This is a genomic window from Chroococcidiopsis sp. [FACHB-1243], from assembly GCF_014696895.1.
In the GTDB taxonomy this organism is placed as follows: Bacteria; Cyanobacteriota; Cyanobacteriia; order Cyanobacteriales; family Chroococcidiopsidaceae; genus Chroococcidiopsis.
On sequence record NZ_JACJQX010000001.1, the window covers coordinates 22,425 to 38,198 of the forward strand.

Genomic DNA, 15,774 nt, shown 5'->3' on the forward strand with positions numbered 1-15,774 from the left:
AGAATTTCATAGTAAGAAATAGTATAATATCTGCCTTAAGGTAGATAAAAAAGGCGATACTTTTTGAAAAAATCATCTGAAAATTTTAAAACTCAAAGCTAGCAAGATGAATGCCAAAAACATTTTTGCCAAAGTAGCTCCCAAGTCCGTAAAAACAATCGTTAAAAAGTTAGCTAAACCCGAATTCAATATCCAAACTCGCTCTCATGAAAGCTTACCTGAAATGGAGACGCTCTCTGACGAAAGCTATTTAAGAATGGCATATAAAGTCATATTTGAGCGCGAAATTGACTCGGAGGGGTTAGCAAACTGGTTGAACGCGCTTGATAGGGGTATGAGTCGAACTGCTTTAGTGAGAATGTTAGTCGATTCTATTGAATTTCAACTACGTCCATTGAGTGGGAAAGACTATTGGCATCTGCTCAATGCCAAACTTCATCACGCTAGATTTAAACTGATTAGAACGGTGCTTCCAGAAGCAAAAATTATTCTAGACTTAGGGGGAGCTTCTACAGGTGACGATCGCGGTGCTTTGTTAAGCTTTGGCTATCCATATCTACCGGAAAAAATATATATTGCCGACTTACCTCCCGATGAAAGGATGTTAAATGCTTCTGAGTTGACACAACAGATTAGATACAAAAGTTGCGACATTAATTATATCTATACAAGCATGAGCGATCTATCCTCATTTGAGGAAAGTTCTTTCGATTTAATTTGGTCAGGACAATCGATCGAACATGTGACTACAGAAGATGCTGAAAAAGTGTTTGCTCAAGCATACAAGTTATTGAAACCAGGAGGCAAGCTGGCACTAGATACCCCAAATCGTTCTGCAACTCAAATACAGTGTCCTAAAGGTTATATTCATCCAGAACATAAAATTGAATACTTTTACAGTGACTTGTGCCAAATTTTAGAGAGACACAACTTCAAGATTGTTGAAACAAAAGGTCTGATCGATCTGTCTAAAACTATTGATAAGAACTTAGATATGAAACATTTTTGTGAGGAGGCTATTAGGAGTGAGGCTTTGAACGATCGACCAGAAAAGTCATATTGTTTTTATCTATGCTGTATGCGGAGTTGCGATCTTTAGATAGCGAAAGATGCGACTTTATACGTTCCATATATAAAGTCACGAAGGCATACTTGATGCTAAACAATGGTATAAGAGAGAGTTGGTGGATTTGCTAACGCTGACGCTCAGCTACTCGACATATTTGTAGATATTGACAATAAATAGCGGTTGTCAAGGCGATCGCTATGAATGTATATTGTCTGAAACTTTATAAAAGTTTAGACATGTAGTCTAGTGTAGTGTGGTGTGACATGAGTAAAGCTAATCCAATCTATATTCTCGGAGCAGGTCCAGCAGGACTAGCAGCGGCTTACACCTTAACTCAAAAAGGTCAGCCAGTCGTAGTAGTAGAAAGAGATACGAGGGTGGGCGGATTAGCAAAAAGTATTGAATATCAAGGCTTTATTCTAGATTTTGGTCCGCATCGCTTTTTCACCAAACTCGCTCCCGTACTCAAACTTTGGGGTGAAGTCTTAGGAAAAGATCGAGTCACTGTCAATCGCCTGACACGCATCTACTATGGGGGAAAGTATTTCAGCTATCCGCTCAAAGCTAAAGAAGCTCTACTGACGATGGGACCGATTGAGAGCGTCAAGATTCTCGTTTCATATGCTCAATCTCAGTTATTTCCCAATCGCCATCCCCGCAATTTTGCCCAATGGGTGACAAGTAGATTTGGTCGGCGGCTATTTGAAATATTTTTTCAGGCTTACACGGAAAAACTTTGGGGCATACCCTGTACGGAAATAAGTGCAGATTGGGCTGCACAACGGATTAAAGGCTTATCCTTGTTGAAAGCAGCTCGCAGTGCTTTATTGGGTAACGATGGTAAAGTCAAAACACTGATCGATCGCTTTGAATTTCCGCGATTAGGTTCGGGTCAATTGTATGAAAAAATCGGTGAATACCTGCGCCAGCACAATCAAAGCGTGTTGTTAAATACAGAAGTCGTACAGGTTCACCACGATAACTTTCAAGTTACCCAAATCACATTAAGAAATCGCCAGACAGGAGAGGAGTCAACAGTTGGCTGCGGCGGCGTAATTTCTTCCGTACCCATTAGTTTGTTGGTGCAGCAAATAGATCCACCTGCTCCATCAGAGGCGATCGCGGCTGCCAAGTCTCTCAAATTTCGCAATACAATTTTGGTCTATTTGATCGTTGAAGGCAATAACTTATTCCCAGATAACTGGCTGTACATTAACGAACCAAGCGTGCAATTAGGACGAGTCACCAATTTTGCGAATTGGTCGCCTGAGTTGTTGCCAAACCAGCATCAAACCCCATTGTGCTGCGAGTATTGGTGCAACTACGACGAACCAATGTGGCAGCAACCAGAAGCAGAATTGTTAGAGCGAGCAGAACAAGAACTACGAAAAATTGGGCTTTTACATCACGAAAAAGTTTCTGGTGGATTTGTCGTTCGCCTACCCCGCACTTACCCAATTTATGCAGGTAACTATCAACAAGCACTAAGCGATATTCAGTCGTATTTGCAGCAATTTCCGAATCTTCAATTAGTCGGAAGATACGGTGCATTTAAATATAACAATCAAGACCATAGCTTATTGATGGGGATTCTAGCAGCAGAAAATGTTTTGAGTCCCGGCAAGCACAATCTTTGGTCGGTCAATTCAGATAGTGAATACCAAGAAGAAGCTAGTGCTACCGCTAAGACCACCACACATAAGACGGTGAAAAAACCTCGCCAACAAAAGGCACTCAAAGTTTTGAAAGAATTCGGTGGCTACGTCTTTACAGGTGGAGCCGCAACAGTCGTTGATGTCCTAATTTTTTCACTGCTCGTTCAGTCTGGCGTTTGGTCTGTCTCAGCCCTGTGTATCAGCTATTTTATGGGATTGACGACTAATTTCTGGCTGAGCCGTCGCTTCGTTTTCGGGATCTATTGGAAGAACTGGCTAATTCAGTACGCCGTGTTTGCCACAGTTGCCCTCAACAGCTTGCTGGCAAATTTAGGATTGTTACAACTGTTGATGGACGATGCTGGTTGGAATGCTACTGCTGCCCGTTTGGTCAGTGCTGCTTGTGTAGCTCTACTTAGCTTTACGGGACACAAGATGTATTCTTTTGCGTCAAGTCAACAGGAGTTTGTTCGCAAGCCTGAATAAATTGTCGTACTTCAAAAGATATTGCCAGTGCTAAATATCATTGGGTTCAAACGTTACCCGCGAATCTACCAAGCTATCTGCTTAGGATTAGGATTTACGTTAATCCAAGTTCTCTTCGGGTGTTTGTTTTCAAATTCTCAAAATTTAGTAGAGGGCTATTCTAAGCTTTGCCGATGGGATTGTGACTGGTATACGCATATCATCGAACATGGCTATCGAAGTACAATTCCGCCCACGCCGCAAAATCCCGATCTGTCAAATGTGGCATTTTTCCCTGGCTATCCAGTCATTGCTGGGGCGATTAAGCAGGTTTTCAATTTACCAACGCAAACTGCTTTGCTACTAGCCGCACAGATAGCCTGTTGGGGATTTTGGACATATGTATTTTTGTTGTTTCAACGTTGGCAGATTTCCGATCGACTATCCCTTTGCGGGGCGATCGCAATTTTAGTACATCCAGCCGCTTTTTATTTAGTCGCTGGTTACTCAGAATCGCTGTTTTTGATGATGTTGCTTGGCTTTCTCTACTGGACTGCATCAAAAAAGCGTGTTGCCTGGATTCTTGCTGCCACACATGGCTTTGTTATGACTGCAACTCGGGTTATTGGTCTACCAATAGCCATCTATCCCCTATTTCATTTTTGGCTATTTAGCACTAAAGATCGAAAAGCAAAACCATTTCGGTTTTGGCAAAAGAGTAGCAAATATTTGTTAGTCAGTGCCGTTTCTATTCTGGGTTCTCTGTTGTTCTTTGCTTTTTGTTATTTCAAGTTTGGCGCTTGGAATTTCTACATGCAAACGCAAGCGATAGGATGGGGAGTCAAACCTAACTATTTAGCCATTTTCAAGCCAGAAAGTTATTTTGCTTTCCTTGACCCTAAAATTTTGAATTTACCTGGTGTAATTAATGCTATTTCAGTACCGTTCGCTTTGATAAGTTTTTTCATCGTCTTTTTACTTGAACGGAAAGCAGTACCTTTTCTGACAGAGGGTAGCTGGAAACAAAGAGCTGAATTTTATGTAGCTGGCTGGCTCATGTTTTATCTATCTGCCTGCGGTATGAGTAGCCTATCCATGACGAGCATGATTCGCTACACTTTCTGCGTACATGTGGTGCTTGTACTAGCTACAATCCACCTTATATCTAGGACGCAATTTTATAGGTTGTTCGAGCGAAAATGGATTGTTTTCCTACTATTACTGATGGCGACTCCTTCATTTTTACTCCAAATGAAATTTGTGGGTATGTTTACTAATATGGAATGGGTTGCTTAAGCTTACCTATGTACTACACAACTGACTAAAATGAAATAACTATTCTGATTCATGGTTTTTCAGTGTCAGTTCATAAAATTATCATTGATGCTACTCCAATGACTCCCAAGCCTAGTGGAGTCGGGTTGCAGGTAGCAAACTTAATTCAATCGCTTTACTCCCTGCAAGCAGAGGAAAACTTTGAGTTAGGAATTGTCTATCAACCTGGAATTAAAGACTGGCTGCGCGGTAATTGGAGTGTCCCTGAAGTGTTAACGAAATATTCTTCAGTTCATTTCCTACCAATTCCAGTTAGAGTTTCTAATTTGTTATTATTTCCTACTTACAAATCAATTTGGTCATCCTTGGCAAAATCTTGGGGAAATCCAGACATATTGCACGGAACTAACTATTCGGTTTATCCTTGCGATCGCAGCTTCAAAGTCATGAATATTTATGACGTTGCTTTCCTTAAATATCCTCAATATGTTAATGCAGTCGCTAAAAGTTATGTAGATAAAATTAAACGATGTCTGCGGTGGACGGACTTAGTTTTAACGATATCAGAGAGTTCTAAGCAAGATATTATTCAATATCTCAATGTTGCTGCCGAACGAGTTCTTGTTACACCATTAGCAAGTCGCTACTGTTCTAATTACTTATCATCTCAAAATATCGAACAGCTCAGCCAGTCAGTTAACTACGATTTTTCCAAACCTTATCTATTATTTGTTAGTAACATAGAACCTAGAAAAAACATCATTTCTATTGTATTGGCATTTAATGAATTAAAACAAAAGTATAATATCGACCACAATCTCGTATTAATTGGACGCAAAGGTTGGAATTATCAAAGCATTTTTTCTGCGATCGAGGCATCACCTTATCAAAAAGACATTTACCATCTTGACTATTTATCTGATGAATTAGTGGCACTATTTTATGCCCGAGCCGATGTATTTGTTTATCCTTCTTATTATGAGGGATTTGGTTTACCCGTACTAGAAGCCATGGCATTAGGCACTCCGGTAGTCGCTTCTAACACTTCATCATTACCAGAAATCGCGGGAGATGCAGCTATATTAATCGACCCAAACGATTCAAATAGCTTAGCCGAGGCAATTTGGGAAGTTATTAATAACTCTCAATTGCGACATGAATTAATTCAGAAAGGTAAAGCAAGAGCAAAAGAATACTCCTGGCAGCACAATGCACGGGAAACATTAAAGGCTTATCGCAGTCTGTTGGTATAGCAATATTCTGGTTATAGCGTTTCCTACGTAGGTTAAATGCATTCGTAGAGGCGCACAGCTGTGCGCCCCTACAGATCTATGTACCTTATCCAATTGAAAATAGCTGTATCGATTGAATTTGGTTTAAACTGCATCATTGTTGGCTTGGCGATCGCGCCGCGATCGGGGCTGCTAATCCTTTCTATAGTAAGATGCAAACATTGTTACTAACTAATAGTTTAGATTTTATTGCTTCTAACTTCATTTTTGAAGCGAGAGATAAGCAATGGGCGAGAATTGTCAATTTAGATATGTTAACTTTCAAACTCCTCTAAATTTTATTCAAGAAAAATAGTTCGGTCAAGAGTATGTAGTAAGAAACCGAATAAGCTTATACTGCAATTTTGCACGTTTTTTACGTAAGTTCTCTGCTCTCTGCTCCCTGCTCCCTTTAAATGCTAGTTAACTTATCTTTTCTCATCAATAAACCGACAGGAATTACAACCTACGCTCTGAATTTAATTCCGTACTTGCGATCGCTCGATCCTACCTTCCTAATTTCGCCTGTTGCTGCTCGTCTTCTACCCACACCGCAGACTCAAGACACATATTATCCCATTCCCGCTAACTTAACCCCAGAACAAGGGACAGTCGGACATTTGCGGCGTTTATTCTGGACGCAATTGCAACTACCGCAAATTTATCGCCAATTGCGATCGCAATTATTATTTTCTCCCGTTCCAGAAGCACCTCTTTACACGCGCTGTCGCTACATCGTTACAGTTCACGATCTCATCCCCTTGCGCTTTCCCAGGCTTTCACCCTTAACTCCCTATCACCGCTATTACATCCCCCAAGTTCTCAGCCAAGCACAACACGTTATTTGTAACTCTACTGCGACAGCTTCAGATATTATTGACTTTTTCCACATTCCATCCGCTAAAATTACTCCCATACCCCTGGCATATGATGCAAGCCATTTCCGCTGGCTTAACTTAGATCGGCAGAATGAAACTCGTCCTTATTTTATTTATATTGGTCGTCACGATCCGCACAAAAACTTACACCGATTAATTGCAGCTTTTGCAAAAATGCCGAGTTGTCAAGATTGCGATTTACTACTAGCTGGAACAGGCGATCGCCGCTATACTCCAAAGCTCAAAGCGCAAACTATAGAATTAGGAATTGTCGATCGCGTTAAGTTTTTAGATTACGTTCCTTACGAACAACTACCAATTTTACTCAATCGGGCGATCGGATTAGTTTTTCCTAGTTTGTGGGAAGGATTTGGCTTGCCTGTACTTGAAGCAATGGCTTGCGGTACTCCTGTAATTACGTCTAATCTTTCCTCTTTACCTGAAGTTACAGGCGATGCGGCTTTATTAGTGAATCCCTATAGTATTGAAGAAATTGCTGCTGCTATGGAAAGTATAGTTACTGATAGTCAACTGCGATCGCGCCTTTCTCATTTAAGTTTAACCAGAGCCAGTCAATTTAGTTGGGAAAAAACCGGACTTGCTACAGTTGAGGTGTTAAAGAGGTTTTTATAGAGAGACGTGAATTAAACAAATGAATGTAATGCCAACCACCGATCGAGATCGCTCAAAACGCGACCGGGAATTTCCCAAGGAAACAAATGTGCGGTATTCGGGTAACAAATCCATTCAGAATTGGGTAAATGTTGTGCAGTTTCTTGACTCGATTCTGGAGTAATATGACGGTCGGCTGCTCCCGCCATAATTAAACTAGGACACTGAATTTGCGATAAATCCTGAAGGCGATTGTAACCAGATTTAAGCGCCGTAAAAAGAGCGCGTTGGGCAGGAGAAGAAGTTTGCAAATACGCTGACATAGCATATTTAGCAATGTATTCGTAAGTAGCGGGAGTGTGCTGTTGAATCAAATAGCGAAAGAGCGATCGCTTAGCAAAAGTATCTATATGCCATCGATCGCCAGGTTGTATAGCATTTGCGATCGCTGCTAAGCCAGTATACAAGTTATCTTGCCAGCTAATTGCTGGATGACTACCGCGAGGACGAGCGGCTGTAGCGATTAAAATGAGTCCCTTAACTCGTTCTGGAAGCCTTAAAGCTAATTCCATCGCTAAAATTCCACCCAAAGACCAACCTAAAACCAGACATTCACTAATTTGATAGCGATCGAGGAGTGCTTCCAAGTCACACAGGTGATCGGTCATGGCAAAATCAGTCTGCGTGCGACTATTGCCGTATCCTCGTAAGTCGGGGGCTATTGTTTGAAAGCGTTGGCATAGGTGTTGAGTAAACACGGACATACTCAAACCAGAACCAGGATGACCGTGCAAGCAGAGGATCGGTAAGCCTTTGCCTTGGACGTAAACATGCAAATTCACAACAGAAGCTGCCATCAATATTTTTTAGTTTTACTACTTTATCGTCTCTTTATTGCGATCGCCTATTTATCAGTAATTTTCCCGATTTGCGATCGCTACAACTATAGGAATACTTATAATATCGCAGATTCTAAATGGTTCATTATATCTACCGTTATGGCTGTTATTTGTCATTTGTCATTTGTCAGAACAAGTAAGCGCGCAAAACCTTTGAATTTAGTTTGAAATGAACGTAAAAGTATCACGGTTAAATGGAATTTCAAGGCTCTATTTACTAGTATTATTGCTTGGATATATAGGCACTGGTTGGTTATTATCCGATTGTAATGCGAACTGGTTTACTTGGACAGGCACGCAAGTTATTACCGTGCATTTAGCTTGGGTTGGTTTTGATGCTGTCGCTTTGGCTGTAGCTTGGATTGTTTTACTAGTCTGGGCTGGAGCTTTCGCCATGACTTGGCCTCAGAGCATTCCTTGGGCAGGAATTCCGCCTTGGGCATTTGGTTTAGCTATGACTTGGATTATGGCATTAGGATTAATTTTGACCTTAGCTCAAGTAAAACATGCGTTACTATCTGCGGGGTTAAATAAACATTTCGCCTTTTGGTTTTTGGCAATTTTTACTTCGGTAGGTCTAGGCATAGGCAGAATATTAAACACAGAATTATTCCTAAATTAAGCGAATGAGGGTTAATAGAACAATGCATCTCTAAATTTTTTTTGAATTTTTAATTTAGGAAATATGTTTTAATTTATAACTGGAGGTATTTTTGAAAAACTCACCTATTAAAGAGCAAGTTAATCTGCCTAATTATCGAACTAGAACTCCAGAATATTACTTACAGCAGATCGAACCAAATATTTTGGCAAGTTTTAATACAGAACAGCTACAAGTTATAATAAATATTTTAACTCAAGCAATTCCTCAAGCCTCACCCAAAATTGTAGATTTTAGATTTAATATCGACCTGATATTTTCTCGGTTTTATTTAGTTCTCTTTGTTGGTAAAGACCGTCGAAAACGCAAACGTCAATATATACCTGAAAGACTTGCCAGAATCGGTAATGCGATCGCGGTTGTTATGCTCCTTTTGGGAGCCAACTTAGTTATTAGCGGCGTAATTTTATTATTTGCTTACTTATTTAAATCAGCAGTCGGTATAGATTTCTTTCCAGGACATATTTCGGACTCGGTGAAAGAGTTATAGAGACGCGATCGCGTCTCTATAAAATTAGCCCCTAGTTTCTGCCCAGACGCTCTATACTTATAGTTTGGACTGTGAAGCAAAGAGGAAGCGAGAGATGGCATCCATCATCCGCGAGTTGCACGGGCAACTAGTGAAAAAAGAACGCTCGGCGGTGGAAATTACGCGAGAGGTGCTGGATCGAATTCAAGCACTAGAACCAAAGATCCACAGCTTTTTGTGCGTGACAGCGGATAAAGCACTGGAACAAGCGAAAGCCGTGGATGCCAAAATTGCGGCTGGAGAAGAGATTGGGTTATTGGCTGGGATTCCCGTGGGTGTGAAGGACAATATGTGTACCAAGGGGATTCCCACGACTTGCGCCTCCAAGATTTTAGAAAACTTCGTCCCACCCTACGAATCAACGGTAACGCAAAAATTAGCGGATGCTGGGGCGGTGACAGTGGGAAAAACCAACTTAGACGAGTTTGCGATGGGGAGTTCCACCGAAAACTCGGCATTTCAACTCACGGCTAATCCTTGGGATTTGGAACGGGTTCCTGGCGGTTCTTCTGGGGGTTCGGCGGCGGCTGTAGCAGCGCATGAGTGTGTCGTTTCCCTGGGTTCCGATACAGGTGGTTCGATCCGCCAACCTGCATCTTTTTGCGGTGTTGTGGGCATGAAGCCAACTTATGGATTAGTGTCGCGTTATGGTTTGGTGGCTTTTGCTTCCTCTTTGGATCAAATTGGACCCTTTGGACGCACGGTAGAAGATGCGGCAATTTTATTAGGCGCGATCGCGGGTTACGATCCGAAAGATTCTACGAGTTTGAAGGTCGAAATCCCTGACTACACCCAATTTCTCAAACCCGATCTCAAATCGATGCGAATTGGGATCGTGAGAGAAACTTTTGCTGAGGGTTTAGATCCGGCTGTAGAACAAGCTGTTAATAAGGCGATCGAACAGTTAAAGCAACTCGGCGCGGAAATTAAAGAAGTTTCCTGTCCGCGTTTCCGCTATGGTTTGCCAACTTATTACATCATTGCCCCTAGCGAAGCTTCAGCTAATTTGGCACGTTACGATGGCGTAAAATATGGTTTGCGCGTTCCTGATGCTGAGAATCTAATTGATATGTACGCTCGGACTAGGGCAATGGGTTTTGGAAAGGAAGTCAAGCGTCGGATTATGGTAGGAACGTATGCCTTATCTGCTGGTTACTACGATGCTTACTACTTAAAAGCACAAAAAGTTCGGACTTTAATTAAACAAGACTTTGAAACTGCTTTTGGGCAAGTGGATGTATTAGTTACGCCTACAGTTCCCATGACAGCATTTAAAGCTGGGGAAAAAACTGACGATCCGCTAAGTATGTATCTAACCGATTTGATGACAATTACGGTAAATTTGGCAGGTTTGCCAGGATTGAGTATTCCCTGCGGTTTTGACGAGAAAGGAATGCCAATTGGGATGCAATTGATTGGAAATGTGTTGCGGGAAGACCAATTATTTCAAGTGGCTCACGCTTACGAACAAGCTACAGAGTGGCATAAATCCAAGCCAAATCTATAGTTTTATAGTATTGGTAGGGTGCGTTAGCTTTTGGCGTAACGCACTCTACGTAGCTTCAGCTAAAACAAAGAGCGGATGTATTTGTCTAAGCGATCCATGCCTTTTTCAATTGATGTCATGTCAGTAGCATAGGAAAGACGGATGCGATCGCCCGATCCAAATGCAATTCCAGGTATTGCCGCAACTTGATAAGACTCTAAAAGTTCTTGACAAAAATCCATTGATGTCTTCTCAGTTTTACTGATATCGACAAAAATGTAAAAAGCTCCATCGGGTTTGGCGTAAGTCACTTCTGGAATTGCATCTAATCTTTGCATCATGACTTCTCGCCTTTTGACGAAAGCTTGACGCATTTGTTCGACGCATTCTTGAGAACTCTCTAAAGCCGCGATCGCGCCAAATTGAGCGAAGGTACACACGTTAGATGTACTATGACCTTGAATCGTACTCGCAGCTTTAATTAACTCTACCGCACCCGCTAAGTAGCCGACACGCCAACCCGTCATCGAGTAAGCTTTAGCAAAACCGTGACTGATAATTGTACGGTCAAAGATTTCTTTACCTAGAGAACCGATACTGACGTGTTTTACATCTGTATATAGTAATTTCTCGTAAATTTCATCCGAGACAACTAAAATATCCTTCTCAACTATAACCTCCGCGAGTGCCTGCAATTCTTCTGGCGTATAGACGACACCTGTAGGGTTAGAAGGAGAGTTGAGAACAAATAGCTTAGTTTGAGGCGTAATGCTAGAGCGCAACTGGTCTGGAGTAATTTTACAGCTTGCATCCGTCTGGACGATAACTGGTGTTCCGCCAGCGAGAATAACCATTTCAGGATAGCTCAACCAGTAGGGGGCGGGAATAATTACCTCGTCTCCCACGTCAATCAGCGCCATCATTAAATTGTATAAACCGTGTTTGCCACCGTTGGTAACGATGATATTTTCAGCTTGGTAGTCTAGACCATTATCTGTTTTCAGCTTGTGGGCGATCGCTTGTCTTAACTTGGGTTCCCCAGCCGCCGCACCATATCTTGTCTTACCTTCATCGAGGGCTTTTTTTGCGGCTGCTTTGATGTGTTCTGGAGTATCAAAGTCTGGTTCTCCGGCGCTGAAGCTACAAACATCTATTCCTTCAGCTTTCATGGCTTTGGCTTTGGCGGAAATTGCCAAGGTCAAAGAAGGCGTTACCTTACCCACTCGTGCTGCCAGTTTCATGGTCTCTACCGATTGCAAAACTCCAATTCAGTTAAGCATATCTTAAAGTAAACGTCTGAATTTGTGTCTTTTACTGCTAAGAATTTTGATTTGTGTACGGGCGAGTTTAGCGTCAGATTTGCGACGGCTAATTTGTGTAGGGGCGGGTTTTGCTAAAGATTCCCCACTTGGGCTAGAAATTCGGGGACAAAACCCGCCCCTACAACTCCTGTACGGGCGGGTTTTGCTAAAGATTCTCCACTTGGGCTAGAAATTCGGGGACAAAACCCGCCCCGTCAACTCCTTTCTTCTGCTTTCTTGAACGACTTCTACCTGTAGTTGGATGATGAAATAGAAGTGCTTCCTCATACACTGGCTCTAGTAAAGTTACTCACTTCACTCGAATGGTTGAACTTCTACAATCTCTGGCATCTCGCCTAACCACCAAGCTGCCCTCAAATCTAGATTCGCTCGGTCAGCTAGCGCTAAACTTTTGGTGGAGCTGGACACCGGAGGGTGTAGCTATTTTTCGCGATATTGACGCAACAGCATGGGAGCAGTCCCAGCATAACCCCATACAATTTCTTTCAACTCTGTCAGAAGAAAAACTCGCACAGCTAGCTGCACGACCAACTTACCTAGAACGCCTTAGATCCGTAGCTGCCAAATTTGAAAGCTACATGCAATCTTCTCATTCCACATGGGCAAGGCAGACTGCTCCTGAGATTACGCCTCAACAACCAGTAGCATATTTTTCCGTGGAATTTGGCTTGCATCAGACTCTACATATTTATGCTGGCGGTTTGGGAATTTTAGCAGGCGATCACTTAAAGTCTGCTTCAGATTTAGGTTTACCAATGGTGGGTGTAGGATTGCTATATCGCCAAGGCTATTTTCAACAACAGTTAGATGTCTCTGGTTGGCAACAGGAAACTTATCCAGAGCAAGAGCTAGAAACATTACCTTTGGAATTGGTGCGAGATTCAAGTGGGGAACCGCTAAAAATTAAAGTGACAATGTGCGATCGCTCGGTTAAAGTGCAAGCTTGGCGCATTCGAGTCGGTAGGGCAAATCTCTATTTATTAGATACGGGATTGGAGGATAATCAAAAGAGCGATCGCCAAATTACCAATCGTCTCTATCAGGCAGATGACAACGTTCGTATTGCCCAAGAAATGATTTTAGGTATTGGCGGAGTCAGGCTATTACAACATTTAGGGCTTGACCCCAAAATTTATCATTTGAATGAAAGCAATGCTGCTTTTACACTGCTGGAAGTAGCCCGTCAGTCAGTACAACTGGGCGAACCTTTCGAGCAAGTGAAAACTGCCGTACAACAGCGATGCGTTTTTACCACTCACACACCCGTAATGGCGGGACATCAAACTTTCCCAATTGATTTGATGACCGAGTATTTTGCCAATTACTGGCAGCAGGTGGGACTAACAAAAGAGCAATTTTTAGCATTAGGAGCATTGGAACAAGAGGCTGAGAAATTTAGTATGACGGCGCTAGCTTTGCGGCTATCAAAAGCAGCTAATGGCGTGAGTCAGCTCAATGGTGAAGTGAATCGACAAATGTGGGCGCAACTCTATCCACCAGAAATAGAACAAGCGCCAATTGGGGCGATTACCAATGGCGTTCATGCGGGAACTTGGACTGCACCATCGATCTCAGAATTATATGCAAAATATTTGGATCGAGACTGGACAAAACGGATGAGCGATCGCCACCTTTGGGAAAAAGTAGATAATATTCCCAATGCAGAGATTTGGCAACGACATCAACAACTTAAGGAAGATTTAATCGCTCATGTCAGAACTTGGGTAAAACAAACAAGGCAAAGACGAGGTGAAGATCCTCAAGCAATAGAGGAATGCGATCGCCTGTTTGACCCTAATGTATTAACAATTGGATTGGCTCGGCGCTTTAGTTCCTATAAACGTGGAGATTTAATTTTTCGCGATCCGCAACGCGCTCTGCAAATCTTGAGTAACCCAGCCCAACCCGTACAGATAATTTTTGCTGGCAAAGCGCATCCGGCTGACGACAAAAGCAAGCAGATTATTCAAAATCTAATTGAGTGGACTCGTCGCCCAGAATTACAACAGCGAATTGTGTTTTTGGAAGACTACGACATTCTTACAGCCAAAAAGTTAGTTCAAGGAGTCGATCTTTGGCTCAATACCCCTCTAAGACCTCAAGAAGCTTCAGGGACTAGCGGGCAGAAAGTCTGTTTTAATGGGGGAATTAATTGTAGCATTCTCGATGGTTGGTGGCGCGAAGCATATCAGCAGGGAACAGATGGTAAAGGTGTCAATGGTTGGGCAATTGGCGAAGATTGTTCTTTAGACGATTCTGAAGTCCAGGCGCAAAAAGATGCAGAATCTCTCTACGATCTTCTGACAAGAGAGATCGTTCCTTTGTTTTACGATCGCACTTCGCCAGAGTTACCCAATCGCTGGATTGCCATGATGAAAGCTTCCATCAAAACTGCAATCCCAAGGTTTAATACTGACCGGATGGTAATGGAGTACGTGGATCAAATGTATTTATCGACGGCAAACAATGCTGCGCCGATCTTAAGAAATCAGTAGGTAGTTCCAAAAGTAGGGGCGCACAGCAGTGCGCCCCTACAGACAAGGATGTTACGCGATCGTTACCTCTGGAGAGAGGTAAACATCTTGAATCGCGTGGAATAACTTGACTCCCTCTTCAAACGGACGCTGGAAGGTTTTGCGACCGGAGATCAAGCCAGAACCGCCAGCCCGTTTGTTAATTACAGCCGTACGCACGGCTTCGGCAAAATCATTTTTACCGGAAGCACCACCAGAGTTAATTAATCCCACTCGTCCGTTATAGCAATTGAGAACTTGGTAGCGGGTGAGATCGATTGGATGATCGCTCGTTAAATCGGTGTAGATTCTTTCGTTGGTTTTGCCGTAGCTTTTGCCGCTAGCTTTAGCAACAGCTTCGTAACCGCGATCGACTTCCGGTAGCTTCTGCTTAATAATATCGGCTTCAATCGTGACACCCAGGTGGTTTGCCTGTCCGGTGAGGTCGCCAGCTAGGTGATAATCTTTGTCTTGTTTAAAGGCATTGTTACGCAAATAGCACCACAAAATAGTTGCCATTCCTAATTCGTGGGCGCGGGCAAAAGCGCGGCTAATTTCTTGAATTTGGCGCGTAGAGTTTTCCGAACCGAAGTAAATTGTAGCCCCAACTGCTACAGCGCCTAAATTCCAAGCTTGTTCGACCGAACCAAACAAAACTTGATCGAATTGATTGGGAAAAGTGAGTAACTCGTTGTGATTGATTTTGACAATGAAGGGGATTTTGTGGGCATACTTGCGAGAAACTATCCCCAAAACGCCTAACGTGGTAGCAACGGCGTTACACTCGGCTGCCATTGCCAATTTAACAATATTTTCTGGATCGAAATACATCGGATTGGGTGCAAACGAAGCCCCTGCGGAGTGTTCGATCCCTTGGTCTACTGGCAAAATTGAAAGATAACCCGTATTTGCCAATCGCCCGTGAGAGTAGAGTTGCTGAAGGCTGCGCAATACTTGCGGATTGCGATCGCTAATGCTAAAAGTTCGGTCTACTGCATCTGGGCTTGGTAAATGTAATAAATCTTTGGGAACCTTAGCTTTGTACGTGAGGAGGTCTTCTGCTTCTTGACCCAACCAAGACTCAATCGCTTGGGGTGCAGACAGCGTAGCAGTCATAGCATTTTCCCTTAATGAGTTTC

The 15,774-nt window shown here is 42.6% G+C and carries 13 protein-coding genes; 9 read left to right on the forward strand and 4 right to left on the reverse strand.

Going from position 1 to position 15,774, the window contains the following annotated elements; all coding sequences use genetic code 11:
• The first annotated feature begins 106 nt into the window (after window positions 1–106).
• The 4 genes from H6G17_RS00105 to H6G17_RS00120 all read left to right on the forward strand — a co-directional run bounded on the left by H6G17_RS00105 (window position 107) and on the right by H6G17_RS00120 (window position 5,717).
• Window positions 107–1,099: a methyltransferase domain-containing protein gene (locus H6G17_RS00105; RefSeq protein ID WP_192153349.1), complete on the forward strand. Its 993-nt coding sequence runs from the start codon at window positions 107–109 to the stop codon at window positions 1,097–1,099.
• Between the two features lie 233 nt (window positions 1,100–1,332).
• A complete protein-coding gene (locus H6G17_RS00110; RefSeq protein WP_192153350.1) occupies window positions 1,333–3,210 on the forward strand; it encodes a GtrA family protein in 1,878 nt (625 codons plus the stop codon).
• Between the two features lie 27 nt (window positions 3,211–3,237).
• Window positions 3,238–4,485, forward strand: coding sequence for a hypothetical protein (locus H6G17_RS00115; RefSeq protein ID WP_192153351.1), 1,248 nt, complete (start codon window positions 3,238–3,240; stop codon window positions 4,483–4,485).
• A 98-nt stretch (window positions 4,486–4,583) separates the two neighbouring features.
• Window positions 4,584–5,717: a glycosyltransferase family 1 protein gene (locus tag H6G17_RS00120; protein WP_192153352.1), complete on the forward strand. Its 1,134-nt coding sequence runs from the start codon at window positions 4,584–4,586 to the stop codon at window positions 5,715–5,717.
• 68 nt (window positions 5,718–5,785) lie between these two features.
• On the opposite strand, the gene H6G17_RS33810 is transcribed toward H6G17_RS00120, so the two are convergent.
• Complete coding sequence (locus tag H6G17_RS33810) at window positions 5,786–5,914, reverse strand: hypothetical protein (RefSeq protein ID WP_277875894.1); 129 nt, start codon at window positions 5,912–5,914, stop codon at window positions 5,786–5,788.
• Between the two features lie 237 nt (window positions 5,915–6,151).
• On the opposite strand from H6G17_RS33810, the gene H6G17_RS00125 reads away from it, so the two are divergent.
• Window positions 6,152–7,246, forward strand: a complete 1,095-nt coding sequence (locus H6G17_RS00125; RefSeq protein ID WP_192153353.1) for a glycosyltransferase family 1 protein — start codon at window positions 6,152–6,154, stop codon at window positions 7,244–7,246.
• An 11-nt stretch (window positions 7,247–7,257) separates the two neighbouring features.
• Here the strand turns inward: H6G17_RS00125 and H6G17_RS00130 are convergent, their stop codons facing one another.
• Entirely contained in the window at window positions 7,258–8,082 is an 825-nt protein-coding gene (locus tag H6G17_RS00130; RefSeq protein ID WP_192153354.1) for an alpha/beta hydrolase, read from the reverse strand.
• A 211-nt stretch (window positions 8,083–8,293) separates the two neighbouring features.
• On the opposite strand from H6G17_RS00130, the gene H6G17_RS00135 reads away from it, so the two are divergent.
• From H6G17_RS00135 to gatA, 3 genes are all read left to right on the forward strand, one after another.
• Window positions 8,294–8,746: a hypothetical protein gene (locus H6G17_RS00135; protein WP_192153355.1), complete on the forward strand. Its 453-nt coding sequence runs from the start codon at window positions 8,294–8,296 to the stop codon at window positions 8,744–8,746.
• Between the two features lie 91 nt (window positions 8,747–8,837).
• Window positions 8,838–9,275, forward strand: a complete 438-nt coding sequence (locus H6G17_RS00140) for a hypothetical protein (RefSeq protein WP_192153356.1) — start codon at window positions 8,838–8,840, stop codon at window positions 9,273–9,275.
• Window positions 9,276–9,369: 94 nt separating this feature from the next.
• Window positions 9,370–10,821 (forward strand): Asp-tRNA(Asn)/Glu-tRNA(Gln) amidotransferase subunit GatA, encoded by a 1,452-nt coding sequence (gene gatA / locus H6G17_RS00145; RefSeq protein WP_192153357.1) that lies wholly within the window; start codon window positions 9,370–9,372, stop codon window positions 10,819–10,821.
• 59 nt (window positions 10,822–10,880) lie between these two features.
• On the opposite strand, the gene H6G17_RS00150 is transcribed toward gatA, so the two are convergent.
• Entirely contained in the window at window positions 10,881–12,041 is a 1,161-nt protein-coding gene (locus tag H6G17_RS00150; RefSeq protein WP_192153358.1) for a pyridoxal phosphate-dependent aminotransferase, read from the reverse strand.
• A 383-nt stretch (window positions 12,042–12,424) separates the two neighbouring features.
• Here H6G17_RS00150 and glgP point away from each other — a divergent pair, with 383 nt between their 5' ends.
• Window positions 12,425–14,617: an alpha-glucan family phosphorylase gene (gene glgP, locus H6G17_RS00155; RefSeq protein WP_192153359.1), complete on the forward strand. Its 2,193-nt coding sequence runs from the start codon at window positions 12,425–12,427 to the stop codon at window positions 14,615–14,617.
• A 51-nt stretch (window positions 14,618–14,668) separates the two neighbouring features.
• Here glgP and H6G17_RS00160 read toward each other — a convergent pair whose 3' ends face one another.
• Window positions 14,669–15,751, reverse strand: a complete 1,083-nt coding sequence (locus H6G17_RS00160; protein WP_192153360.1) for a class I fructose-bisphosphate aldolase — start codon at window positions 15,749–15,751, stop codon at window positions 14,669–14,671.
• Window positions 15,752–15,774 lie beyond the last annotated feature (23 nt).